The sequence below is a fragment of the Pacificimonas aurantium genome, from assembly GCF_020092905.1.
Taxonomy (GTDB): domain Bacteria; phylum Pseudomonadota; class Alphaproteobacteria; order Sphingomonadales; family Sphingomonadaceae; genus Pacificimonas; species Pacificimonas aurantium.
In genome coordinates this window covers 311,242-333,386 of sequence record NZ_JAGSGB010000001.1, presented here as the reverse complement: position 1 = coordinate 333,386, position 22,145 = coordinate 311,242, and the positions used below count along the sequence as shown (strand labels likewise).

At 65.6% G+C, this 22,145-nt stretch carries 21 protein-coding genes; 8 read left to right on the top strand and 13 right to left on the bottom strand.

The window, feature by feature from the left end:
- Nucleotides 1-99 precede the first annotated feature (99 nt).
- The 3 genes from fsa to KCN53_RS16115 all read left to right on the top strand — a co-directional run bounded on the left by fsa (nucleotide 100) and on the right by KCN53_RS16115 (nucleotide 2,372).
- The gene (gene fsa, locus KCN53_RS01620; protein ID WP_088711754.1) at nucleotides 100-753 is read left to right on the top strand and encodes a fructose-6-phosphate aldolase; all 654 of its coding nucleotides are present in this window, start codon (nucleotides 100-102) and stop codon (nucleotides 751-753) included.
- 114 nt (nucleotides 754-867) lie between these two features.
- Nucleotides 868-1,506 (top strand): hypothetical protein, encoded by a 639-nt coding sequence (locus tag KCN53_RS01615; RefSeq protein ID WP_088711755.1) that lies wholly within the window; start codon nucleotides 868-870, stop codon nucleotides 1,504-1,506.
- Complete coding sequence (locus KCN53_RS16115; protein ID WP_088711756.1) at nucleotides 1,485-2,372, top strand: tyrosine recombinase XerC; 888 nt, start codon at nucleotides 1,485-1,487, stop codon at nucleotides 2,370-2,372. Before KCN53_RS01615 ends, KCN53_RS16115 begins: the two co-directional genes overlap by 22 nt.
- Before the next feature lie 4 nt (nucleotides 2,373-2,376).
- Here the strand turns inward: KCN53_RS16115 and KCN53_RS01605 are convergent, their stop codons facing one another.
- Complete coding sequence (locus KCN53_RS01605; RefSeq protein ID WP_172406184.1) at nucleotides 2,377-2,886, bottom strand: SH3 domain-containing protein; 510 nt, start codon at nucleotides 2,884-2,886, stop codon at nucleotides 2,377-2,379.
- Between the two features lie 109 nt (nucleotides 2,887-2,995).
- Between KCN53_RS01605 and KCN53_RS01600 the strand changes: the two genes are divergently transcribed.
- Nucleotides 2,996-3,997 (top strand): 2-hydroxyacid dehydrogenase, encoded by a 1,002-nt coding sequence (locus KCN53_RS01600; RefSeq protein WP_088711758.1) that lies wholly within the window; start codon nucleotides 2,996-2,998, stop codon nucleotides 3,995-3,997.
- Here the strand turns inward: KCN53_RS01600 and KCN53_RS01595 are convergent.
- Nucleotides 3,970-4,899 (bottom strand): LysR family transcriptional regulator, encoded by a 930-nt coding sequence (locus tag KCN53_RS01595; protein ID WP_088711759.1) that lies wholly within the window; start codon nucleotides 4,897-4,899, stop codon nucleotides 3,970-3,972. The two genes, KCN53_RS01600 and KCN53_RS01595, sit on opposite strands and share 28 nt — an antisense overlap.
- A 97-nt stretch (nucleotides 4,900-4,996) precedes the next feature.
- Here KCN53_RS01595 and KCN53_RS01590 point away from each other — a divergent pair, with 97 nt between their 5' ends.
- Together KCN53_RS01590 and wrbA are read left to right on the top strand one after the other, a co-directional pair.
- On the top strand, nucleotides 4,997-5,695 hold the full coding sequence (locus tag KCN53_RS01590) for a pirin family protein (protein ID WP_088711760.1): 699 nt from the start codon (nucleotides 4,997-4,999) through the stop codon (nucleotides 5,693-5,695).
- Nucleotides 5,696-5,727: 32 nt separating this feature from the next.
- The gene (gene wrbA, locus KCN53_RS01585; RefSeq protein WP_088711761.1) at nucleotides 5,728-6,327 is read left to right on the top strand and encodes an NAD(P)H:quinone oxidoreductase; all 600 of its coding nucleotides are present in this window, start codon (nucleotides 5,728-5,730) and stop codon (nucleotides 6,325-6,327) included.
- Between the two features lie 84 nt (nucleotides 6,328-6,411).
- On the opposite strand, the gene KCN53_RS01580 is transcribed toward wrbA, so the two are convergent.
- From KCN53_RS01580 to KCN53_RS16110, 3 genes are all read right to left on the bottom strand, one after another.
- Entirely contained in the window at nucleotides 6,412-7,170 is a 759-nt protein-coding gene (locus KCN53_RS01580) for a molybdopterin-dependent oxidoreductase (protein ID WP_088711762.1), read from the bottom strand.
- Nucleotides 7,167-8,009, bottom strand: a complete 843-nt coding sequence (locus KCN53_RS01575; protein ID WP_088711763.1) for a cytochrome b/b6 domain-containing protein — start codon at nucleotides 8,007-8,009, stop codon at nucleotides 7,167-7,169. Before KCN53_RS01575 ends, KCN53_RS01580 begins: the two co-directional genes overlap by 4 nt.
- 86 nt (nucleotides 8,010-8,095) lie before the next feature.
- Entirely contained in the window at nucleotides 8,096-9,277 is a 1,182-nt protein-coding gene (locus KCN53_RS16110; protein ID WP_088711764.1) for a GGDEF domain-containing protein, read from the bottom strand.
- Between the two features lie 140 nt (nucleotides 9,278-9,417).
- On the opposite strand from KCN53_RS16110, the gene KCN53_RS01565 reads away from it, so the two are divergent.
- Nucleotides 9,418-11,358, top strand: a complete 1,941-nt coding sequence (locus tag KCN53_RS01565) for a lipoxygenase family protein (RefSeq protein ID WP_088711765.1) — start codon at nucleotides 9,418-9,420, stop codon at nucleotides 11,356-11,358.
- Between the two features lie 72 nt (nucleotides 11,359-11,430).
- Here the strand turns inward: KCN53_RS01565 and gyrB are convergent, their stop codons facing one another.
- From gyrB to KCN53_RS01545, 4 genes are all read right to left on the bottom strand, one after another.
- Entirely contained in the window at nucleotides 11,431-13,845 is a 2,415-nt protein-coding gene (gene gyrB, locus KCN53_RS01560) for a DNA topoisomerase (ATP-hydrolyzing) subunit B (RefSeq protein WP_088711766.1), read from the bottom strand.
- A 102-nt stretch (nucleotides 13,846-13,947) separates the two neighbouring features.
- A complete protein-coding gene (recF, locus tag KCN53_RS01555; RefSeq protein ID WP_088711767.1) occupies nucleotides 13,948-15,060 on the bottom strand; it encodes a DNA replication/repair protein RecF in 1,113 nt (370 codons plus the stop codon).
- Between the two features lie 46 nt (nucleotides 15,061-15,106).
- The gene (locus tag KCN53_RS01550) at nucleotides 15,107-15,979 is read right to left on the bottom strand and encodes an aldo/keto reductase (RefSeq protein ID WP_088711768.1); all 873 of its coding nucleotides are present in this window, start codon (nucleotides 15,977-15,979) and stop codon (nucleotides 15,107-15,109) included.
- Nucleotides 15,980-16,046: 67 nt separating this feature from the next.
- Nucleotides 16,047-16,538, bottom strand: a complete 492-nt coding sequence (locus KCN53_RS01545) for a (R)-mandelonitrile lyase (protein ID WP_224199286.1) — start codon at nucleotides 16,536-16,538, stop codon at nucleotides 16,047-16,049.
- Nucleotides 16,539-16,640: 102 nt separating this feature from the next.
- Between KCN53_RS01545 and KCN53_RS01540 the strand changes: the two genes are divergently transcribed.
- A complete protein-coding gene (locus tag KCN53_RS01540) occupies nucleotides 16,641-17,537 on the top strand; it encodes a LysR family transcriptional regulator (protein ID WP_088711769.1) in 897 nt (298 codons plus the stop codon).
- Nucleotides 17,538-17,603: 66 nt separating this feature from the next.
- Here the strand turns inward: KCN53_RS01540 and KCN53_RS01535 are convergent, their stop codons facing one another.
- The 4 genes from KCN53_RS01535 to KCN53_RS01520 form a co-directional block, all read right to left on the bottom strand.
- On the bottom strand, nucleotides 17,604-19,010 hold the full coding sequence (locus tag KCN53_RS01535; protein WP_279379594.1) for an NAD-dependent succinate-semialdehyde dehydrogenase: 1,407 nt from the start codon (nucleotides 19,008-19,010) through the stop codon (nucleotides 17,604-17,606).
- Between the two features lie 90 nt (nucleotides 19,011-19,100).
- On the bottom strand, nucleotides 19,101-20,201 hold the full coding sequence (dnaN, locus tag KCN53_RS01530) for a DNA polymerase III subunit beta (protein ID WP_088711771.1): 1,101 nt from the start codon (nucleotides 20,199-20,201) through the stop codon (nucleotides 19,101-19,103).
- A gap of 122 nt (nucleotides 20,202-20,323) precedes the next feature.
- Nucleotides 20,324-21,490 carry a glutathione S-transferase C-terminal domain-containing protein gene (locus tag KCN53_RS01525; RefSeq protein ID WP_088711772.1) on the bottom strand — a complete coding sequence of 389 codons (1,167 nt, stop codon included), beginning with the start codon at nucleotides 21,488-21,490 and terminating at the stop codon, nucleotides 20,324-20,326.
- On the bottom strand, nucleotides 21,490-22,134 hold the full coding sequence (locus tag KCN53_RS01520; RefSeq protein WP_088711773.1) for a DUF2959 family protein: 645 nt from the start codon (nucleotides 22,132-22,134) through the stop codon (nucleotides 21,490-21,492). The genes KCN53_RS01525 and KCN53_RS01520 overlap by 1 nt, the downstream gene beginning before the upstream one ends.
- Between the last annotated feature and the right edge of the window lie 11 nt (nucleotides 22,135-22,145).

The following is a 22,145-nucleotide window of genomic DNA, read 5'->3' as shown; positions in this document are numbered from 1 at the left end:
GACCGGCGGCGCGGCTGGACGGCCCGCGGCGTCGGCGCTAGGGCCGGAGCGACTGCCGCCCACCGGGACGAAACCGGGCGAAAGAGGAGCGCGAAGCCCATGAAATTCTTTGTCGATACCGCCGAAACTGCCGACATCCGCGAGCTTGCCGAACTCGGCCTGGTCGACGGAGTGACGACGAATCCCAGCCTGATTGCGAAGTCGGGCCGCAACTTCCTGGAAGTGATCGAAGAGATTGCGGATCTGGTCGATGGGCCGGTCAGCGCCGAAGTGGTCGCGCTGGACCATGAGACGATGCTGAAGGAAGCCGACAAGCTGCTGACACTGGGCAGCAACATCGCCATCAAGGTGCCGCTGACGCTCGACGGCCTGAAGACGTGCCGCGCGCTGGCGGATCGCGGCGTCGCGGTCAACGTGACGCTGTGCTTTTCGGCCAACCAGGCCCTGCTTGCCGCGAAGGCAGGGGCAGCGTTCATCTCGCCCTTTATCGGCCGCCACGACGATGTCGGCTTCGACGGCATGGCGCTGATCGCGGACATCCGCATGATCTACGACAATTACGATTTCGAGACGGAAATCCTTGCTGCCAGCATCCGCCATCCGATCCACGTGCTGGAAGCGGCGAAGATCGGCGCAGATGTCTCCACGCTGCCGCCCAAGGTGCTGAAGCAGCTGGCCAACCACCCGCTGACCGACAAGGGCATCGACGCCTTCACGGCGGACTGGGAGTCGACCGGCCAGTCGATCCTGTAAGCCGGGCGCGTCCCGGTCCGGCGGGCCCGGTCTTTACGGTCCGGACAGAAAACTTTCCGCCGGTTAAGCCTGTTCGCTGAGCAATCGGAAAGCCTCCCCGCGCCAAGGGGAGGCATGACCGTCATCAGCCTCGACCAGTATCGCCGCCGGCGCGCGCTGCGCACCGGGCAAGTTCATGCCGCACGCGCGGGCCAGTCGGCCCTGCCCAGCGCCGTATGCGAGCTTTCTGCCTATGCCGCCGGAGTGGATAGCCTGGACGCAGCCGTCCGGCGCTGCGTGCTCGGCCTGCTGGACGCACCGTCCTTTCAGGACATGGTCGATCAGGTGGTCCTTGGCTGGCCGGAAGAGCTGGGCTGTACGCGCACCGCCGTCGCCATCGCGGCGGGCGACGAGGCGGCCCTGTTCGCGAAGGGCGGTCCTTCGCCCCTTCCCGCGCGCCGGGTGAGAGCCTGGGCGGAAAGCTGCGCTGCTCCGCAGGTACGGCGGACGCATGGCAGTGTGCCAGTCTTCGGCGCGGCGGCGGCGACGGATGACCACGCGGCCCTGGTGGCGACGGTGCGCCTGGGCGTGAAGGACAGTGGATTTGCCGGGCTGCTGGCGTTCGGCATGGAAGAGGCCGGCCCGGCGCGTAGCGCGGTCCGGACGCCTGACAACGCGCTGCCCGACGTTCTTCTGGGCGGGACCGAACGGCTGGGGTTCCTAGGCGATGCGCTTTCGCGCATGATCGCCCGGTGGACGACCCGGAGCTCCTAGGCCAGTTTCTCGTCGCGCTGGGCGACCGGGAGCGGCGCTCGCCGCATACGATCCGCGCCTATCGCTCGACCCTTCGCAGATTCTGGGACTTCCTCGAACGCGGCGGCCCCGTCTGCCCCGACCGGCTCGGCGCGCTGACACCGGCAGATTTTCGCCGCTATCTCGGCGAGCGCCGCGCGGGCGGCCTGTCGAATCGTTCCGCGGCCCGGGAAGTTTCCGTCATTCGCGCCTTTTTTCGCTGGCTTCGCCGCACCCACGGCGTGACCTGCACGCCGGGCGAACATCTGTCCGCCCCGCGGGTGGAGCGGCGCGTGCCGCGGCCCGTGGCGCCCGATGCAGCCGCCGCGCTGGGCACAGCCGCGGACGATGCCGACTGGACGGAGAAGCGCGATGCCGCCGTCCTTCTGCTGCTTTACGGGGCGGGGCTGCGCATTTCCGAAGCCCTGAGCCTGTCGGCTGGGGACCTCTCCGGCGACCTCGTGCGCGTAATCGGCAAGGGCAACAAGGTGCGCGACGTGCCCGTATTGCCGGAAATTCGCCACGCCATCGGCGCCTATACCGAGGCCTGCCCGCTGGATCTGCCGGCGGACGGGCCGCTGTTCCGGGGCAAGAATGGGGGCCGCCTGTCGCCCGGGCTTGTGAGGAAGCGCATGCGCGAGGCGCGCGCCGCGCTCGGCCTTCCCGACAGCGCGACGCCCCATGCGCTGCGGCACAGCTTTGCCACGCACCTGCTGGCGCGCGGGGCGGACCTGCGCACGATCCAGGAACTGCTGGGACATGCGGACCTGGGCTCGACGCAAATCTATACCGAGGTCGATGCGGCGCATCTGCTAGACGTCTACCGGAACGCGCACCCGCGCTCCTGACGAATCAGTCGATGGCTTCGTCCGGGTAGACGCCCCACAGGTCGAGGGCGCGGATATAGCCCGAGCGGCCCTCGGCCTCGATGCGGCACCAACCCTCCGCGCAGAGCTGGACACGGGCGATGACGCCGGGCTCGGCCCGCCAGACGGGCGGGGCGTCCGCCTCAGGCCGGGCGCGCACCGTCGCGACCTTGTCGACGATCAGCGCATAGCGTGCGCCCGACAGGAGCGCCTTGTCCATCCAGCCCTCGGCCCCGTCGGGTCCGCGCACTTTCCGGTAGATGCCATATTCGTCGATGACTTCCATCGGCAGGGTGCGGCGCACGAACAGCCATTTCACCGGATAGTCGCGCCCGGGGCCCGCGCGCATCCGCGCCTCGCCGGCGCCGAGCGTCACGAAGCGCGGGATGGGGAGACCCGACCTGCCGCGCTCCGCCTCCGCCGACTGCGCACGGACAGGCGGCAGGTGAGCGGCCCCGGCAATCGCCAGAACCAAGAAGAGACAAAGGACCCGCATGGTCCAGACTAATGCGCGCTGGCCCGGCCGGGTTGCAAGAGTGTCATTTTCACGAGTGTCCCGGTTCGCTCGCTTGACCGCGTCGGGGTGCAGGCATAGCGCGAAGCGCATGGCTCACGACCGCGTCCCCGACCCGCAGATCTTCGTCTCCCGCCGCCTGCCGGACCAGACCGAAAGCCGCATGAGCGAATTGTTCTCCGGCGCGCAGCTGCGGACGGACGACCGCGCCTTGGAGCGCGACGAACTGGTGGCGCGGCTGCAGGATGTCGATGTCTTCGTGCCGACCGTTACCGATACGGTGGACGCCGACGTCATTTCACGCGCGGGACCACGCCTGAAGCTGATCGCGAATTTCGGCGTCGGGGTCGATCATATCGACCTGAAGGCCGCGCACGACCGGGGAATCATCGTCACCAACACGCCCGGCGTGCTGACCGAAGATACCGCCGACATGACGATGGCGCTGATCCTGTCGGTCGTACGGCGGATGCGCGAGGCCGGGCGCATGCTGCGCTCCGGCGACTGGGCGGGCTGGGCGCCGACCTCCCTGCGCGGACGCCGGATCGGCGGCAAGGCACTGGGCATCGTCGGCATGGGGCGGATCGGCGGCGCCGTGGCAGCGCGGGCGAACGCCTTCGGCATGAGCGTGCATTATCACAACCGGTCGCGCATGGCCGAAGCCGCCGAAACCGCGCTGCGGGCAACCTGGTGGGACGACCTGGACGCGATGCTGCCCGAAGTGGACATCCTGACGATCCACTGCCCGCTGACCGAGGAGACCGACGGCCTGATCGACGCGCGGCGGTTGGGGCTGATGAAAGAGGACGCCTATCTGGTCAATACGGCGCGCGGCGAGATCGTCGACGAGGCGGCGCTGGCGGCGGCGCTGAAGGCGGGAAAGCTGGCCGGCGCCGGCCTCGACGTCTTTTCCGACGAACCGAACGTGCCCGAGGCCCTGCTGGCGCTGCCCAATGTGACGCTGCAGCCGCATATGGGCTCGGCCACCGTCGAAGGGCGGCGCGCGATGGGCGACAAGGTGGTGACCAACATCCGCGTCTGGTCGGACGGCCACCGCCCGCCCGATCAGGTGCTGGAGGGATGGGCGCCGTAAGCCCAGGGCAGCCGGGCGAGGCTGCTTGCGAGATGTTCGATCAGTAGCGAAACCCGGCGTGGCCGCAGCGCCGAGGGCGGGGTGACGATATAGGCGCCGACGGGCGGCATCGACCAGGGCAGCATCACCTCCTCGAGCGTGCCGGATGCGAGATCGTCGTAAATGAAGAATTCGGGCTGCACCGTCAGGCCGAGGCCGGCGCGCAGCGCCTCGAGCCCCAAATCGCCATTGTCGACCGTGAGCCGGGGGCTCACCTCTACCGTGCGCTCGCCTTCCAGATCGTGGCGGAAGGTCCAGCGCGTCGGATCGCGCACCTGCGCATAGACGATGGCCTGGTGCCGCTTCAGGTCGTCGGGGTGCTGCGGCCGGCCCGCCGCTGCCAGATAGGCCGGCGCGGCGACGAGCGGCATGCGGATGTCGCAGAGCTTGCGCGCCTTCAGGCTGCTGTCGGGCAGGCGGCCGATGCGTAGCGCCAGATCGAAACCGCCGCCGACGAGGTCGATGGTCTCGTCGGAAATCCGCAGGTCGAGGTCGATGTCGGGCCAGTCGCGCAGGAAGGATGTCAGCGGCCCGCCGAGATGAGCGATGGAAAAGCTGACGGGTGCGGACATGCGGATGCGGCCGCCGGGCGCGCAGTCGCGCTCGCGCAGACTATCCTCCACGGCAGCGAGGCCGCGCACATGCTCGCGCGCGGACGGGAGCACGGTCTCGCCGGTCGGAGACAGGGCCAGCCGGCGCGAGGTCCGGTGAAACAGGCTGACGCCGAGCCGCCTTTCAAGCGCAGCAACGCGCTTCGAAACCGTGGGGACCGACCAGCCGAGCGACGATGCCCCTGCGGTGAACGTGCCGGTATCCGCCACGGCCACGAAAGCGCGCCAGTCGTCGAGGTCGAGCTGTTCCATTAAATTCTAGAAACGATCCATTTCTACCTTTGCCGTTTCATACAGGACGACCCTCGCCATATGAAGGGAAATCGAACTTAGGCAGAGGATGAGACAGATGATCGAAGTTCGTCCCTTTGGCGGGATCGGCGCGGCCGATCATGGCTGGCTGAATGCCCATCACCATTTTTCCTTCGCAGGTTATCACGACCCGGACCGCATGGGCTGGGGTGCGCTGCGCGTCTGGAACGACGACGAGATCGCGCCGCAGTCCGGCTTTCCGCCGCACCCGCACCGCGACATGGAAATCATCACCTATGTCCGCACGGGTGCGATCAGTCACAAGGACAGCCTGGGCAATAGCGGCCGCACCGCGGCGGGCGACGTGCAGGTGATGTCCGCAGGCAGCGGCATCACGCACGCCGAATATAATCTGGAAGACGAGCAGACGACCCTGTTCCAGATCTGGATCCTGCCATCGGAAGCCGGCGGCGCACCGTCCTGGGGTACGAAGCCCTTTCCGAAAGCGGACCGCACGGGCGCCTTCAAGACGCTGGCGAGCGGCATGCCGGGCGACGAGGAGGCGCTGCCGATCCGCACCGACGGACGCGTTGCCGCAGCCGCGCTGCGCGCGGGCGAAACGGCGCGTTACAATCTGGGCAGCGGACGCCGCGCCTATCTGGTGCCGGCTAGCGGCCGCATCGAGGTGAACGGCACCGAGGCGCAGGCGAGAGACGGCGTGGCGGTGAAGGACGAGACGAGCCTGACCGTGACCGCCATCGAGGACAGCGAAGTGGTCCTGGTGGACACGATCTGACGCAGCAATTCGAACGTAGAAGGAGAAAAGATATGACCAAGGTCCTGGTGCTTTATTACTCAAGCTACGGCCATACCGCGAAGATGGCGGACGCCGCGGCGGAAGGCGCGCGCAGCGCGGGCGCAGAGGCGGACGTGATGCGTGTGCCCGAAACCGTACCGGCGGACATCGTCGAGGCAGCGGGCTTCAACTATGACGACAACCACAAGGTCGCCTCGATCGAGGATCTGGCCGGCTATGATGCCATCATCGTCGGATCGCCAACCCGGTACGGCCGCATGGCGAGCCAGATGGCGGCCTTCTGGGACGCGACGGGTCCGCTGTGGATGGAAGGAAAGCTGATCGGCAAGGTCGGCGCCGCCTTTACCTCCACCGCGTCACAGCATGGCGGGCAGGAAACGACCCTGTTCAGCACGATCACGAACCTGTTGCATCACGGCCTTGTCATCGTCGGCCTGCCGTACAGTTTCCAGGACCAGATGGGCGTCGACGAAGTGAAGGGCGGCGCGCCCTATGGTGCGACCACGATTGCAGGCGGCGACGGCTCTCGCATGCCGTCCCAGACCGAACTGGACGGTGCCCGCTTCCAGGGCAAGCTGGTCGCGGAGACCGCGCAGAAACTGCACGGCTGAAGACCGAAAACCATCGAGGGAACCCTCTCTTCGTCTGCGGGCGGGGAGGGGGTTTCCCGGGGGTCCGGCGTCGAGGCGGCGGGATCAGATTCCCGCCCACCAGTCATAGTCGGAGCGATCCTCCCAATACCCACCCTTGCCCCCGGCGATGTTCGCGAAGCTGTCGATCGCTTCGATCCCCATGACGAACTTTGCATGCTTGTAGCCCAGCTGGCGTTCGGAGCGCAGGCGGAGCGGCGCCCCGTGCGGCACGGGCAGCAGCGCATCGTTCATGCCGTAGGCCAGGATCGTCTGCGGATGCAGCGCCTCGACCATGTCGATCGTTTCGTAATAGGGCACACCGCCGATTTCGTCGGCGCAGCGGAACAGCACATAGCGGGTCCGCTCGTTTGCACCGGCGAGGTCGAGGATCAGGCGGAGAGGCACGCCGTGCCACTTGCCGATGGCGCTCCATCCCTCAACGCAGTCGTGCCGGGTGATCTGGACCCGGCGCGGCATTTGGCGAAGCTGGTCGAGCGAAAGGCTGAGAGGGCGGGCAACGAGGCCGCCTATGGTGAGCCGCCAGTCGCGAAAGCCGGTGGCCCGGTGGGCCTGCCATTCGGCGCCCTGCGGCTCGCGCGAGCCGTTCGCCCGGAAGCGCGGGCTCATGTCGGCCTCCTCATATTCGCGCGCCAGCGCCGACCGGTTCGTGACAAGGCGCATGGCGCCGCGCGAAAAGCCGTCCGTCGCGTCGAAGAGCGACTGGGCGGGCGCCGTGCTGCCGATCCGCTCGCAGCCCGATAGCGCCAGACCCGCACCGATTCCGGCAAGAAGCTGCCGGCGGGGGATATCAGATGGGCTCATACAGTCTCTTCCCTGTCGATACGCAGACGTCCGGTTATCATCGAGCGGATTTCGCGCACCGGGCCGGCGGCGATGACCATCAGCAGATGCACGATGATGAAGGCGCCGATCAGTGTTGCGCAGATGAAGTGGACGGAGCGCGCAGACTGACGCCCGCCGAACATATCCAGAATCCAGGGCCAGGCCGCGTTCATATTGGGTGACATGCCGAGGCCGGTCAGGACCATCAGCGGCAGCAGTCCGAAGATGACCACTAGATAGCTGAGCTTCTGCAAGCTGTTGTAAGACCGGGCGGCATCCCCCTTCGGGAAGCGGAGGCGCGCATGGTCCTTCACCTCCTGCCAGAGATGGCGGGGTCTGAGTTCGGCGCGTCGCGGCAGAAGGGCACGCCGGGCATGACCGTTCAGCAGGCTGACGATCACATAGACGAGACCGGAGAGGCCGAAGACCCAGGCCGCAAACAGGTGGTAGCGGCGCCCATCCGCCAGCGAGTAATTCGCGGGGATCGTCAGATAATGCGGAAAGGCCCGGGTGCGCGTGCTGCCGTCCTTTTCGAAGACGCCCAGAAAGCCGGTGGTCTCGACCTCAATCCCGCCGATGCGAAGGAACCCCTCGCTCCCGCCGGCCCGGTCGTCGATTTCGAGCCAGGCGGGATCGAAATTCGCCCCGTAGCTGCCCCAATAGAGCCGCGGGTGCGCATTGAAGATCGTGAGGCCGCTGCCGATCAGGGTGAACACGGCGACCACATTGATCCAGTGCCACAGGCGAGTCGCCAGTCCGTGCCGCCTGACGACCTGTTCGGCTTGGTTCGAAATACCCTCTCTCCCCCGGACTGCCACCGTCTAGCGTCTGTTCGATGACGGGACACGCATGGTTACGCCGGGTGTAGCAAGCACGGCAGGCGCGGACCCGAAGCGCCTGGGCGTCAGGAGCCGGAGGCGATCCGCAGCTTCTGGTCCGTCGAGCCGGACGGAGGCGGATCGAGAAGGCCGTCCGAGGGTGACGTTCGGGCAGCCTCCTTGCGCTTGTAGAGGCCGCGATCAGCGGCTTCGTAAAGCTTCTGCGTGCTGCGCCCATCCTCGGGCCAGGCGGCGAAGCCGGCACTGGCGCTGACGCGCAGGACCTCGTCCTGCACCCGATATTCGCCGCACAGAACCCCGCGCAGCTGTTCGGCAAAATTCTCCTCAAGCAGGCGCGACCCGGTGGGAACGAGGACGGCGAATTCGTCGCCGCCGATCCTGGCCGCCAGTGCGTCGTCACCGCAGGCCGCCCGCAAGCGGTCGGCAACCTGGCAGAGAATGGCATCACCCACGGCATGGCCGTAGCGATCGTTGATCGGTTTGAATTCATCGAGGTCGATCAGCCCCATGATGAACATGTCGTCCTGCGCGGTCTGAGCCACCTGCGCGACGCGAACATCGAAGGCGCGCCGGTTGAGAAGGCCGGTCAGGGGGTCGGTCTCGGCCAGAATGCGGGTCTTTCGCTGCAGGAGGAGCAGATCGATCAGCTGGCCATGCTCTTTCCAGATCATGTGCAGAAGGAATGCGGTCGCCAAAATCAGGCTGGCCCCGCCGGCGAGGTTCATGCGGTCGCCCGACAGCAGCATGAGAATGGAAATGGGTGCCAGGCCGACCACGAGATTGAGAACGGCAGCGAGCCGGATGCTGGAGAGGCAATAGGCGGTAGCGAGAGAGCCCATGGCGAGGATGAGCGGATAATAGGCCCTCGTTCCCGGCGGCGCGGCGAGGAAACTTCCGACGCACCAGGCGCTGCAAACGGCCGCTAGCGGCGTCGACACGGTCGTCGCCTTGCCGACGAACGCCCGGGCGAGACGAACCGAGGCCGAATAGTCGATGCGGCGGAAGTAATCGAGCGCGCCCAGCAGACAGGCGAGACCCATGACGGCGGGAAGTCCGATCCGAATGAAAAACGGTGCGCCGGGCGCCGCAGCGTAGATCGACGTCGGCACTGTTAGAAGTAGAGCGATATAGAGGAGGCGCGTCTGGGCCTGAAGCCGGGCAGCCGTAAGTAGAGCGAATTCGTCCTCGATTTCCGCAGGAACAGGCGGAGCGATCTTCCTCCTCAGCCTGCTCAGAATTCCACTCACGCCCTCGTCCCCTTTCGGCGAAGTAAGTCCGCTGCCTCCAAGATTGTCAACACAACGTCAATGAAGCTACGGCAGACCGATAAAGAAAAACAGCTTATAGATGGTTAATTAAGTAGAACTCAAAAGATCAGGGGGCATTTATGAGACTGGCACCGTTACATCCGAGTCTTCCGCAGAACGACGATCCGGCGCAGCAGAAAGCGCGCGAGCAGCAGCTGGAAAAGGCGCGGGCCACCTATCAGTGGACCACGGAGATCCCCAGTCTGCCATCGGTTCCGCTGGCGACCGATGTACCGTCCGCCGACAAGCCGACGCTGGCCTGGCTATTGGTGGTCTTGGGCTATGCCATCGAAATCCTGCGCAACCAGATCTCGATCCTGCTGACCATGCATCAGCATCTGGGCACGAAACCCTCCGATCACGTTGCGCATGCGCAGGACCGGCTGGCCGCCATCGAAGCGTCGATGCATGAGATCGCACGCCGTCACGCGGTGGTCCATGCCGGCGCGGGATCGACGCTTCTGAACGAGGTGAAGGAAGCGGCGGACTGGGCCGAACATGGCAGTCACAACGACCTGCTTCATTCGCACGGGCAGGAACTTCGCGGCTTGATCGACGGGGGGATCCAGCTGATCGAAGAGCTGACCGCCAGGGCGGGGACAGCCACGCTGGACGATTTCCGGGGGCTGTTCCACAACCTGCCGCTGCCGGGCATGGCCTGGCTGTTCCAGGAGGACGACCAGTTCGCGCGCATGCGGGTCGCAGGACCCAACTGCATGCTGATCGAGCAGGTTGATGTTCTGCCGGACAGCTTTCCGCTGACCGAGGAGCAATATGCCGCAGTCGTGCCGGGCGATACGCTGTCGGCGGCGCTCAAGGAAAAGCGCGCGTTCCTGTGCGACTATAAGGAGCTGTCGATCCTTGTGCCGGGCGTCTGGAAGGACCTGGCGAAATATGTCTACCAGCCGATCGCGCTGTTCGCCCTGCCGCCGGGCGGCGCCGAGCTGGTGCCGGTGGCGATCCAGTGCGGTCAGGACCCCGACGAGTTTCCGATCTTCACGCCGTCTGTGGACCCGGCGAAGCTGTGGGGCTGGCAGATCGCCAAGACCATCGTGCAGGTGGCCGACGGCAATTATCACGAGCTGGTGTGCCACCTGGCGCGAACGCATCTGGTCATCGAATCGATCGCCGTGGCGACGCACCGGCAGCTTTCCAACCAGCATCCCATCTGGGCGCTGCTGGCGCCGCACTTTGAAGGAACGCTGTTCATCAATTACGACGCGGCGACCTCGCTGATCGCGCCCGGCGGCCCGATCGACCACATCTTCGGCGGCACGATGGAAACGAGCCAGGCGCTGGCGGTGAAGGGCCGGATGACCTTCCGCTTCCGCGAGAAGATGCTGCCGAACGACCTGAAAAATCGCGGCGTGGCGAAGGCGGACGTTCTTCCCGAATACCCTTATCGCGACGACGCGCTGCTGGTCTGGCACGCCATCGAGAGCTGGGCGGGCCAATATGTCGATATCTACTATGACAGCGACGAGGCGGTCACGCAGGACACCGAATTGAAGGCCTGGGTCGACGCCATCACGGCCGATGCCAAGGTCGAGGATTTCGGCGAACTGTCCACCCGGGACGAGCTTGTGAAGGCGTGCACGATGATCATGTTCACCGCCAGCGCGCAGCATGCCGCGGTGAACTTCCCCCAGCGCGGCGTGATGGACTTCGCCCCCTCGGTGACCGGCGGCGGCTGGGCGGACGTTCCGGCCTCGCAGCGCGGGCACAGCAAGAGCGACTGGCTGGCCTATATGCCGCCGCTGCCGCTGGCGACGCAGCAGCTGAACCTCCTGTTCCTGCTGGGCTCGGTGCATTATCGCCCGCTGGGCGACTATCGCAGCAACGAGTTTCCCTATCCGAACTGGTTCACCGATCCGCAGATCATTGGCGACGAAGGACCGCTTGCGCGCTTCCAGGCCATGCTGAAGGCGGCCGATGCCGAGATCGAAAGCCGCAACGCGGACCGGCGCTGGCCCTATCCCTATCTACAGCCCAGCCTGATCCCGACCAGCATCAATATCTGACGCGGGCGATAAACACGGACGGAGCGGGAGGCAGGAGCCTCCCGCCCGGAGGCGCGCTCTTTCGGGTCCGGCCTAGATATCGAGGTTGGATACCGAGAGCGCGTTTTCCTGAATGAACTCGCGGCGCGGTTCGACCACATCGCCCATCAGGCGGGTGAAGATATCGTCGGCCAGATCGGCCTGCTCGATGCGTACTTGCAGAAGCGAGCGGTTGTCGGGGTCGAGTGTCGTTTCCCAAAGCTGGTCGGCGTTCATCTCGCCGAGGCCCTTGTAGCGCTGGATCGAGAGGCCCTTGCGGCCTGCGGCGAGCACCGCCTCCAGAAGCTCGGAAGGGCGGCGCACGACAAGGTCTTCGCCGAGGCGGAAGGGCTGGTCGTAGATGCGCTCGCCGCCGACGATCTCGGCAAGCTTGCGGGCCTCTGCGGAGAGGAGCAGCTTTTCGTCGAGGATATAGGCATCGGTCACGCCGCGGAGTTCGCGCGTGATGGTGTAGCCCGCGCCGGAGGACGTCTCGCCGGGTTCGCTGCCGCCCTGCGTCGCGGTCACCGTCCATTCGCCGTCGTCGGCGACGTTCTGGAGCAGCGCCGCCAGCCGCGCGGCGGTCTCTTCCTCGGCGCGCTTGCCGAGCGCCCCGGCCAGGGCGGCCGCCTCGATCATGCGGTGGTCGTAACGGCCCGGGAAATAGCCCATCAGCGCCTTCATGCGCCGCGCCTGCTCGACGAGCGCGCGCAAATCCTCGCCCGAGCGCGGACCTTCGGACGTTTCGGCGACCATGCCGTCGAGCCCCTCGGCGATCAGATATTCATCCATCGCCGCCTGGTCCTTCAGATAGACCTCCGACTTGCCGCGCGCGACCTTGTAGAGCGGCGGCTGGGCGATGTAGAGATGACCGCGCTCGATCAGTTCGGGCATCTGGCGGTAGAAGAAGGTGAGGAGCAGCGTGCGGATATGCGCGCCGTCGACATCGGCGTCCGTCATGATGACGATCTTGTGATAACGCAGCTTCTCGACGTCGAAATCGTCGCGTCCGATGCCGGTGCCGAGCGCCTGGATCAGCGAGCCGATCTCCTTCGAGCCGAGCATGCGGTCGAAACGCGCGCGCTCGACGTTCAGGATCTTCCCGCGCAGCGGCAGGATAGCCTGATATTTGGAATCGCGCCCCTGCTTTGCCGAGCCGCCGGCGCTGTCGCCCTCGACCAGGAAAAGCTCGGACTTGGCAGGGTCCTTTTCCGAGCAGTCGTTGAGCTTGCCCGGGAGCGATGAGACGGTGAGGACCGACTTGCGGCTGGCCTCGCGCGCCTTGCGCGCGGCCTCACGCGCGATGGCGGCGCCGACGAACTTGTCGACGATGGTCTTCGCCGGGCCGGGATTTTCTTCCAGCCACTCGCCCAGTTTTTCGCCGATGAGGCTTTCGACGGGAGAGCGCACTTCGGACGAGACGAGCTTGTCCTTGGTCTGCGAGGAGAATTTGGGATCGGGCACCTTCACCGAAACGATCGCGGTCAGCCCCTCGCGCATGTCCTCGCCGGTAGGGGAGACCTTCTCCTTCTTGTAGGCGCCCGAACGCTCCGCATAGCCCCCGAGCGTGCGCGTCAGCGCGGAGCGGAAGGCCGCGAGATGCGTGCCGCCGTCGCGCTGGGGGATGTTGTTCGTGAAGGGCTGGACCTGTTCGTGATAGGAGTCGTTCCACTCCATCGCGACCTCGATGCCGATATCGCCCTGCTCGCCCTGGATCAGGATGGGCTCGGGGATCAGCGGCTCCTTGTTGCGGTCGAGGTAGCGCACGAATTCGGCCACGCCGCCCTCGAAATAAAGCTCGACTTCCTCGCGCTCGGCATGGCGCTCGTCCGCAAGCAGCAGGCGCACGCCGGAATTGAGGAAGGCCAGTTCGCGGTAGCGGTGCACCAGCTTGTCGAAGTCGAAGTCGGTGATCTTGAACGTCTCGGCGCTGGCATGGAATGTCACATGCGTGCCGGACTTGCCCTCCGCGTCGCCGACAACGTCGAGCGGCGCAACGGCGACACCGTTCTCGAAGCGCATGAAATGCTCCTTCCCGTTCCGGAAGATGCGCAGTTCGAGCCAGTCGCTGAGCGCGTTGACGACCGAGACGCCGACGCCGTGGAGACCGCCCGAGACCTTGTAGCTGTTCTGGTCGAACTTCCCGCCCGCGTGAAGCTGGGTCATGATGACTTCGGCAGCGGAGACACCCTCGCCCGCATGGATGTCGGTGGGAATGCCGCGGCCATTGTCGGTCACGGTGACGGAGCCGTCGGCATTCAGCGTCATGGTCACGAGGTCGCAGTGGCCGGCCAGCGCCTCGTCGATCGCGTTGTCCGACACCTCGAACACCATGTGATGGAGGCCGGAGCCGTCCTCCGTATCGCCGATATACATGCCCGGACGCTTCCTGACCGCGTCGAGGCCCTTCAGAACCTTGATGGACTCTGCGCCATATTCGGCGCCGGCACCGGTGGTTTCGTCAGCCAATTTCCGTCCTTCGTTTCCCGTACGATCATCGCCCCGGCAAGTGCCGGGACATGCCGCCAAGGGCCGGCGGCCGAGACATGATTCCGGCCCGCGCCGGAATGACTAGCCGGGAAAGCCGCCGCCCCTGACGACCGGCATCCCGTCAACCATTTCCATATAGGTCGCATCGCCGGAAATTGCACGGAAAAGCGCCTCGTCGGTTCCCGTCATCCAGACCTGCGAGCCGAGGTCCTGAAGCAGGGTGAAAAGCGCGGCGCGGCGCCCTTCGTCGAGATGCGCCAGCGCCTCGTCGAGGAGCAGGATGGGGCGGCGGCCCGTTTCCTCTGCCACAAGCCGCGCATGCGCAAGCACGAGACCCGTCAGAAGCGCTTTCTGCTCGCCGGTAGAGGCGCGTTCGGCGGGCTGGTCCTTCTCGACATGGCGAACCAAGAGGTCGTCGCGGTGCGGTCCCACGAGCGTCCTTCCGGCGCGGACATCCTCCGGCCTCGATGCGCCGATGGCCGACGAAAGGTCCTCCGGGTCGAGAGGCTGGAAGCCGTCGAGTTCGACGGCGGCGCGGGGGAAGGGACTGACCTGGGCGGCGAGAGCTGCCTGCAAGGAGCGGATCGTGGCGGCGCGCGCGCCCGACAGGCGCGAGCCGTATTTTCCCATCTCGATTTCGACGGCATTCAGCCAATAATCGTTCGCGCGTCCGTCCTGCAGCAGGCGGTTGCGTTCGCGCATCGCCGCCTCGTAGCGCGTGGCGGCCTGGGCGTGGTCGGGGTAGAGCGCGAGGGTCAGACGGTCGAGGAACCGCCGCCGGTCGGCAGCCGGTCCCGTGAAGAGGCGGTCCATGGCGGGGGTAAGCCACAGTACGGAGAGCCACTCCGACAGGCTGTTCGCACTGGCATTGGCGCCGTTCACGCGAACGATGCGGCGGCCCGAGCCGGGCTCGATTCCGGTACCGATCTCAACCGGTTCCCCGTCACCGGTCGAGATGCGGGCACTGACGGCGAAACCGCCCTTGCCACCAAGCCGCGCCATCTCCGCTAGCGCCGCGCGGCGAAGGCCGCGGCCCGGCACGAGGAGGGAGACCGCTTCGAGCAGGTTGGTCTTGCCCGCTCCATTCGGACCCGAGATCGCAACAAGGCCGCTGCCCGGCGCGATTTCGGCAGCGGCATATGAGCGGAAGTCGGTAAGACGCAGGGACGTGAGGGCGCGCGGATCGGGGGACACGCGCCCATATCATCGTCACGAGGCCGTTTGAGAAGGGGGACGGGCCCTAGCGGCTGCGCGCGTCGTCGCCGTAGACCGGGAAAGAACTCGCCTCGCCATAGTCCCTGATCGGGGCGACGGTCTTCAGCGCGTCCATGTCGTCGGCGGCGATCTCGAAGCCCACCTCGGCATTGGCGCGCATGTGCGACGGCGTGCCTGTCTTCGGCAGTGGCAGGAGGCCGAGCTGCAGGCAGTAGCGAATACAGAGCTGTGCAGTGCTCACGCCATATTTGTCGGCTATCGCCCGGATGTCGGGCCGGTCGAGAATTTCGCCGTGGCCCATGGGGGAATAGGCCTCCACGAGGATGTCGCGGCTCTCGCAATACTCGACCAGGTCGAAGGGGGTGTTCGCAACATGCGCGAGCACCTGGTTTACCGCTGGCGGCACGCTGCCATGATCGAGAATATTATCGATGTCGAGCGCCTCGAAATTAGAGACGCCGATAGCGCGCAGCTTGCCCGCCTGCAGCGCCTCTTCGAGGGCGCGCCACGCCTGAAGGTTGCCGTCGAAGAAGTGCTCGCCCTTGCGAAACTGGTCCCAAGGCTGCGGGCTGTGGATGATCATCATGTCGATCGTTTCAAGACCCATGGTCTCGAGCGATCCGTCGATGGCCTTCTTCGCCTCTTCGAACGACTTGATGCCAGCGTCGAGCTTGGTCGTCACGAACAGCTCGTCGCGCGGAACGCCGCACGTGCGCAGTCCGTCTCCGACACCCGCTTCGTTGCCATAGGCCTGAGCGGTATCGAAATGCCGGTACCCTATATCGGCGGCATCGCGCACGACCTGGGCGGCTCTCGCGTCGTCGATCATCCAGGTGCCGAAGCCAAGGCTAGGAACCGAGACGCCGTTGTTCAGCTGATAGGTTTGTTCAAAAATCACGTTGTTCGTCTTTCAGACCGAGGTGAGGCGGGGCCGTACGCATCGCGGTACGCGCCCGGGAAGATCGTCAGTCCTTTTTCGGACCGCGCAGATATTCTGCGTCGCTGACCTTCTCCATCCATTCGACATTCGTACCGGTTTCGTCGGTTTCCTGGATGGCGATATGAGTCATGGCTTCGTGCGGGGTCGCCCCGTGCCAGTGCTTCCTGTCCGCCGGGCACCACAATATGTCGCCCTCGTAGAATTCATGAACCTCGCCGTCTTCGAGTGCCGTCCAGCCCACGCCTTCGGTTACGATCAGCGTCTGCCCGCGCGGATGCTTGTGCCAGGCGGTGCGCGCGCCAGGCTCGAAATGAACGATGGCACCGGTGACGTTCGACGGATCCTCGCGGCTGAACTGGCCGGTGATCGTTGCCTTGCCGGTAAAGTACTCCTCGGGACCCTCGACGGTCTGCATGTCGGCCTTGCGGGTAATATCCATATCGGGTTGTTCCTCTGCTGCTGCGGAGGTGGCGCCGGTGGCCGTGAGAGCCAGCATCAACATGGCGTTTCGGATCATCGTGCGCTCCTCTTGGGTGTGATCATGGGAGCAGATGTAGGCTTTCCTCATTTCTCCTATTAGATCGACCAATCCGCAAGAGCTGTTGAGTATCTTTCACAAATGCCAAGACCGAATTTCAACGACCTGATCGCCTTTCGCGCCGTCGCGCAGCAGCGCAGTTTCACGCGCGCGGCGGCGCAGATGGGCCTCTCGCCTTCAGCGCTAAGCCATGCAGTTCGCGGGCTGGAGGAGCGCATCGGGGTGAGGCTGCTGACCAGGACAACCAGGAGCGTGTCGCCGACCCAGGCCGGCGAACGCCTGCTCGCCACGGTCGGCCCGAGTTTCGACGAGATCGAGGCCGAACTCGCGGCCATCGGTGAAATGCGCGACACGCCGGCAGGCACCATCCGCATCACCACCGGCGTCCACGCCGCGGAAACGACCCTCTGGCCGGTCCTGAAGCGGTTCCTGGCGGACTATCCGGACGTGGAGGTCGAGGTCAGCGTCGATGCCGGCCTGGTCGACATCGCGGCCAACCAGTTCGACGCGGGTATCCGCATGGGCGAAACGCTGGACCAGGACATGGTGGCGGTTCCGATCGGCCCCGATCTCCGCATGGCGGCAGTCGGTACGCCGTCCTATTTCGAGCGCCGGCCGCCCCCCGTCACTCCCGACGACCTGGCGGTCCACAATTGCATCAACCTGCGCTTCCCCACCTTTGGAGGACTGTACGCCTGGGAATTCGAGAAGGCGGGGCGCGAACTGAACGTCCGCGTCGACGGGCAGCTGATCGTCAACGAGATCGCGATGGCGCGGCAGGCCGCGCTCGATGGGGCGGGCATCGCCTACCTGCCGGAGGATTATGTCGCCGAGGACGTGTCGGACGGCCAGCTTCGACGCGTCCTGGAGGACTGGTGCCCGCCCTTTTCCGGCTATCATCTCTATTATCCAAGCCGCCGGCAGCAGTCGCAGGCCTTTTCCTTGCTGGTCGACGCGCTCCGCTACCGGGGAGGCTGAGGCAGCGGGCAAAGAAAGGGGGCTGCCGCCCACGCAGCAGCCCCGACGGCATGGGCGTAGGTCCGGCTATTCGGCCATGACCTGGATGCCCTTGATGTTGACGAACTCCTTCATGCCGAAGCCGCCATGTTCGCGGCCATATCCGGAATCCTTCACGCCGCCGAAGGGGATGTTCGGCGCGGCAAGGCCGAAGCCGTTGATGAAGACCATGCCGGTATCGAAGTCTTCCTTCGCCAGCGCGATGGCCTTCTCCGCATCGGCCGAGAACACGCCGCCGCCGAGACCGAAGCGGCTGTCATTGGCGATGCGGAAGGCGTCGTCGGCATCCTTTGCGCGGATCAGCGATGCGACAGGGCCGAACAGTTCATCGTCATATGCCGGCTGACCGGGCTCCACATTCTCAAGCACCGTGGCGGGATAGTAATAGCCTTTGCCGGACGGCTTCTCTCCGCCGCAAAGAATCCTGGCTCCATTTGCGACGCTCTTCTCGACCTGCTCATGCAACTGATCGCGCTGTTTTCCGGTAACCATCGGACCAAGGTCGCTGTCGTCGTCGAAGGGGTCGCCCGCCTTCAGCGCGCCCATTGCCTCGACGAAGGCGTCGCGAAACTTGTCGTAGACGGCATCGACTACAATGAACCGCTTCGCGGCGACGCAGGTCTCGCCATTATTGTAGATCCGGCCCGTTACGCACTGTTTCACGGCACGGTCGAGGTCGGCGTCCTCAAGCACGATATAGGCGTCGTTCGAGCCCAGCTCGAGCACGGTCTTCTTGAGCGCCGCGCCGGCCTTTTCGGCGACGTGGCTGCCCGCGCCGGGGCTGCCGGTCAACGTGACGCCGCGGACCTTCTCATAGGCGATGATCTCGTCCGACGTGTCGTGATCGATGAGAAGGACGGAGAAGAGATGTTCGGGAAGTCCGGCCTCTCGGAACAGCTTTTCGAGGGCCAGTCCCGAACCGGTGCAGCTTTCGGCGTGCTTCAGGAGGACGCCGTTTCCGGCCATCAGGTTTGCGATGGCATAGCGCACGACCTGGTAGCAGGGGAAATTCCACGGCTGGATGCCATAGACGACGCCGATGGGCGCATATTGGACGAGACCGCGGCTGCCGCTCTCAAGCGGGCGCTCTTCGCCGGCAAGTTCGGACGGACCGTTTTCGGCCGTGAAGTCGCAAATTCCGGCACAGAGGTCGATTTCACCATCGCCCTGCGCGCGGACCTTGCCCATTTCGCGGCTCATCAGGTCGGCAAGCTCGCCCTTCTTCTCGCGCAGCTTTGCGCCGATGGCCTTTATGACCTTCGCGCGGTCCTCGAGCGAAACCTTGCGCCATTCGCCGAACGCCTTGTGGCACCGGTCGACGACGGCCTTTGCGTCCTCGAGCGACATCAGCTCGTAGGTGTCGATCAGCTCTTCGGTCGCCGGGTTTACGGTTTTCATTTGACCCATGTTATTTTGTCTCCAAACGAATTCGATATGTCCGGAGAACGGTGGGCCGTCGGCAGCTGTTCCTTAAGATATGGGCGCTGAGGGGCGCCAGGCCCCTGTGCGACGACCCGGGTGCGACTAAACGCGCATCGGCATGAGGACGTAGAGCGCGTTCGCCTCGTCATTCTCGCGGATCAGCGTCGGCGCGGCGGCATCGGCCAGATGCACGTCGATCACGTCGCCTTCGACCTCGGAAAGAATGTCGAGCAGATATTTGGCGTTGAAGCCGACGTCGAACCCTTCGGAGGAATAGCTCGCCTCGACCTCTTCCTTTGCTTCGCCCATTTCGGGGCTGGTGACCGAAAGAATGACCTTGTCGGTATCGAGCGTGAGCTTCACCGCCTTGGTCTTTTCTGCGGCGATCGCCGACACGCGGTCGACACCTTGACTGAGCGTCTTTGGGTCGATCTTGAGGAGGCGGTCGTTCCCCGTCGGGATGACCCGGCTGTAATCGGGGAAGGTGCCGTCAATCAGCTTCGAAGTCAGCACCGCGGTACCGACGCGGAAGCGGACTTTCGAATCCGACAGGCCCACTTCGACGTCGCCGTCGGTCTCGTCGAGCAGCTTGCGAAGTTCGGAGACGCATTTGCGCGGGACGATCACGTCGGGCATGCCGTCGCTGCCCGCGGGCGGGTCGAGCGTGACGCGCGCGAGGCGGTGGCCATCGGTCGCGACGGCGTAAAGCTTGCCCTCCGACACGTGCATGTAGATGCCGTTCAGATAGTAGCGCGTCTCCTCGGTGGAGATGGCGAAACGGGTCTTGTCGATGATCTCCGCCAGCGTCTCGCCCGGGAGGGTGAAGCTGGTCGGAAGGTCGGTTTCCCCGATCATCGGGAAATCGTCCTTCGGCAGCGTCGACAGGCTGAACCGCGCGCGGCCGGCGCGGATCGTCATCTTCTCCTCGGCCGCGTCGAGCGCCACCTGGCTGCCGTCGGGCAGCTTGCGGACGATGTCGAACAGGGTGTGCGCGGAAACGGTAACGGCGCCGCCGGTCTCGACCTGAGCAGCGATGGAATCGACGACCTGGATGTCGAGGTCGGTCGCGGTCAGCTTCAGGCCGCCATCCTCGGCCTCGATAAGGACGTTCGACAGGATCGGGATCGTATTCCGGCGTTCCACCACCGACTGCACGTGACCCAGACACTTCAGCAGGGTCGCGCGCTCAACGGTTGCCTTCATGGATATCCCTTTCGCCCCCGGAAATTCAAATGTGGGTCACGGTCTCTAGCGGATTTGTCGGCTCGTTCAAACGGCGATTGGCCGAAGGCGTGCGATCCGCGTCGCGGGAGAGGACAGGGCGTCTATGAGGCCCTGCGAGGACCCCAGATTTCGAGATTGCCGCGCCGCTCGACGCGACGGTCGGTCCTGAGCGCCAGGATGTCGGTCAGGCCGACGCGGCCGAGCAGATCGTCGAGCTGCGCGCGCTGGGCGGGGCCGAGCGCGGCGGCGGCATCCTGAACCCGCTGCAGCAGCCAGAAGCGGTAGGGAAGGACCGCGGTAGTCAGCTCCGTGCCGCGCCAGGCGAAGCTGGCCTTGCCGAGCCGCCGCTCGCCCGGCCGGTCGAGCCCGTTCGTGCCCGCCTCGAGGTCCGGGCGCTCGGCAAGCCATCCGTTCGCAAAATCGATATGGGCCGCAAGCTCCGGCAGGAACTCGTCGGCGAAGAAGGCGAGCAGAGATACCAGCGTGTCGGGGATTTGGCCGGGCTGAAACAGGTCCGGCGTGGACCCGGCGTAACCTGGCGCGCCGTCTTCCGGCGCCGCCACCCGTTCGGTCCAGCGCCAGACGCCGGGCGCCTGCCGCTGCATCAGCCGGGCCGGATAGGGGTCGCGGCCCAGATGCGCGCAGAGCGGGCCGGCGAAGGCGTAGTCCGCGAGCGTCGGGCGGCCACCGAGAAGATAAGGCGCTTCGGCCAGATGGCGTTCGAACCGCGCGAGGAAGTCGAGATAGGCGGCCTCGACCAGTGCGTAGGTGTCGGGGCCGACCCCGAAGGAAGCCGCCGCCTTTCGCATGCGGCTACTGGAACGCGAAAAGGCCTCGCGCCTGTCTTCCGGCGAACCGGAAGCGCCGAGCGCGATGGAGAAATCGTCGGCGAGGAAGGAGAGATTCTCGTCGTCGAAATTCCAGCGGTAGTGCATGGCCGGACGCAGCAGTGCCTCGCCGCCGAACAGGGCGAGGAGATGCGCGAGCACAGTGAGGACCGACTGGTCGGGCACGGCGGGCAGGCGCGTATCGCGGCCCGCCTCGAAATGATCGATGATGTCGGCGCCGTCCTGCACGAGCGTGCCGTCCGGCAGTTCGAGAACGGGGATGATCCAGCGCTTCAGCGCAGGAACGACGGCGTCCTGGAAATGCGCCTCCCCCGGGGCACGTTCCTCGAACCCGATACGCTGCTTGCGCAGGTAGCTGCGCGCCTTCGCCGTATAGAGCGATGCGGGGGTTCCCCACAGGATAGGCTGGCCGCCGCTCATTAGCCGCGCTGAAGCGATGCGATGAAGGCGTTGGCCTCGCGAATGGCGCGGTCGAGGTCGGCCACGACCGCGTCGACGTCGCCTTCGATCCGCGCCGCCTCCCCCTTCATCTGGGCGAGCGCGGCAGCGTTGAGGTTGTGCTTCAGGTAGAGAACCCGGTCGCGCAGGGCGAACAGCACCGGGTCCATGCGCTGCTCGGTCTCGTCGAGCGTGCGTTCCAGCTCGGCGAACTGCCGGCGCGTCTCGTCGAGGCGGGCCTGCGAGGCGGCGCGCAGCTGGGCGTCCTGGTAAAGGTCGAGCTCCTGCTGCCACTCGGCGAACAGATCGTCGGCAACGCGTTTTACCGCGTCGATATCGCTTTCGACCGCCCGGACCTTGTCCTTGGCCTGGTCATAGGCACCGTTGAACCGGTCGTAGGCGCCTTCGAGATTGGCGAGATCGGCATCCGCGGTTTCTCGGTAGACGGTCATGGCGCTGCGAAAGGCTTCCTGCGCCTGCTCCTGGCTCGACCTCGTATCCTGAATGCGGTCGACGAGCAGGTCCCGCTTCTCGATGCCGACGACTTCCAGCGCGCGGTAATAGGGCGTGCTTTCGCATGCCGTCAGAAGGAAGCCGATCGCAATGCCGGTCAGGAGGGCTTTCATGCTGGAGATCC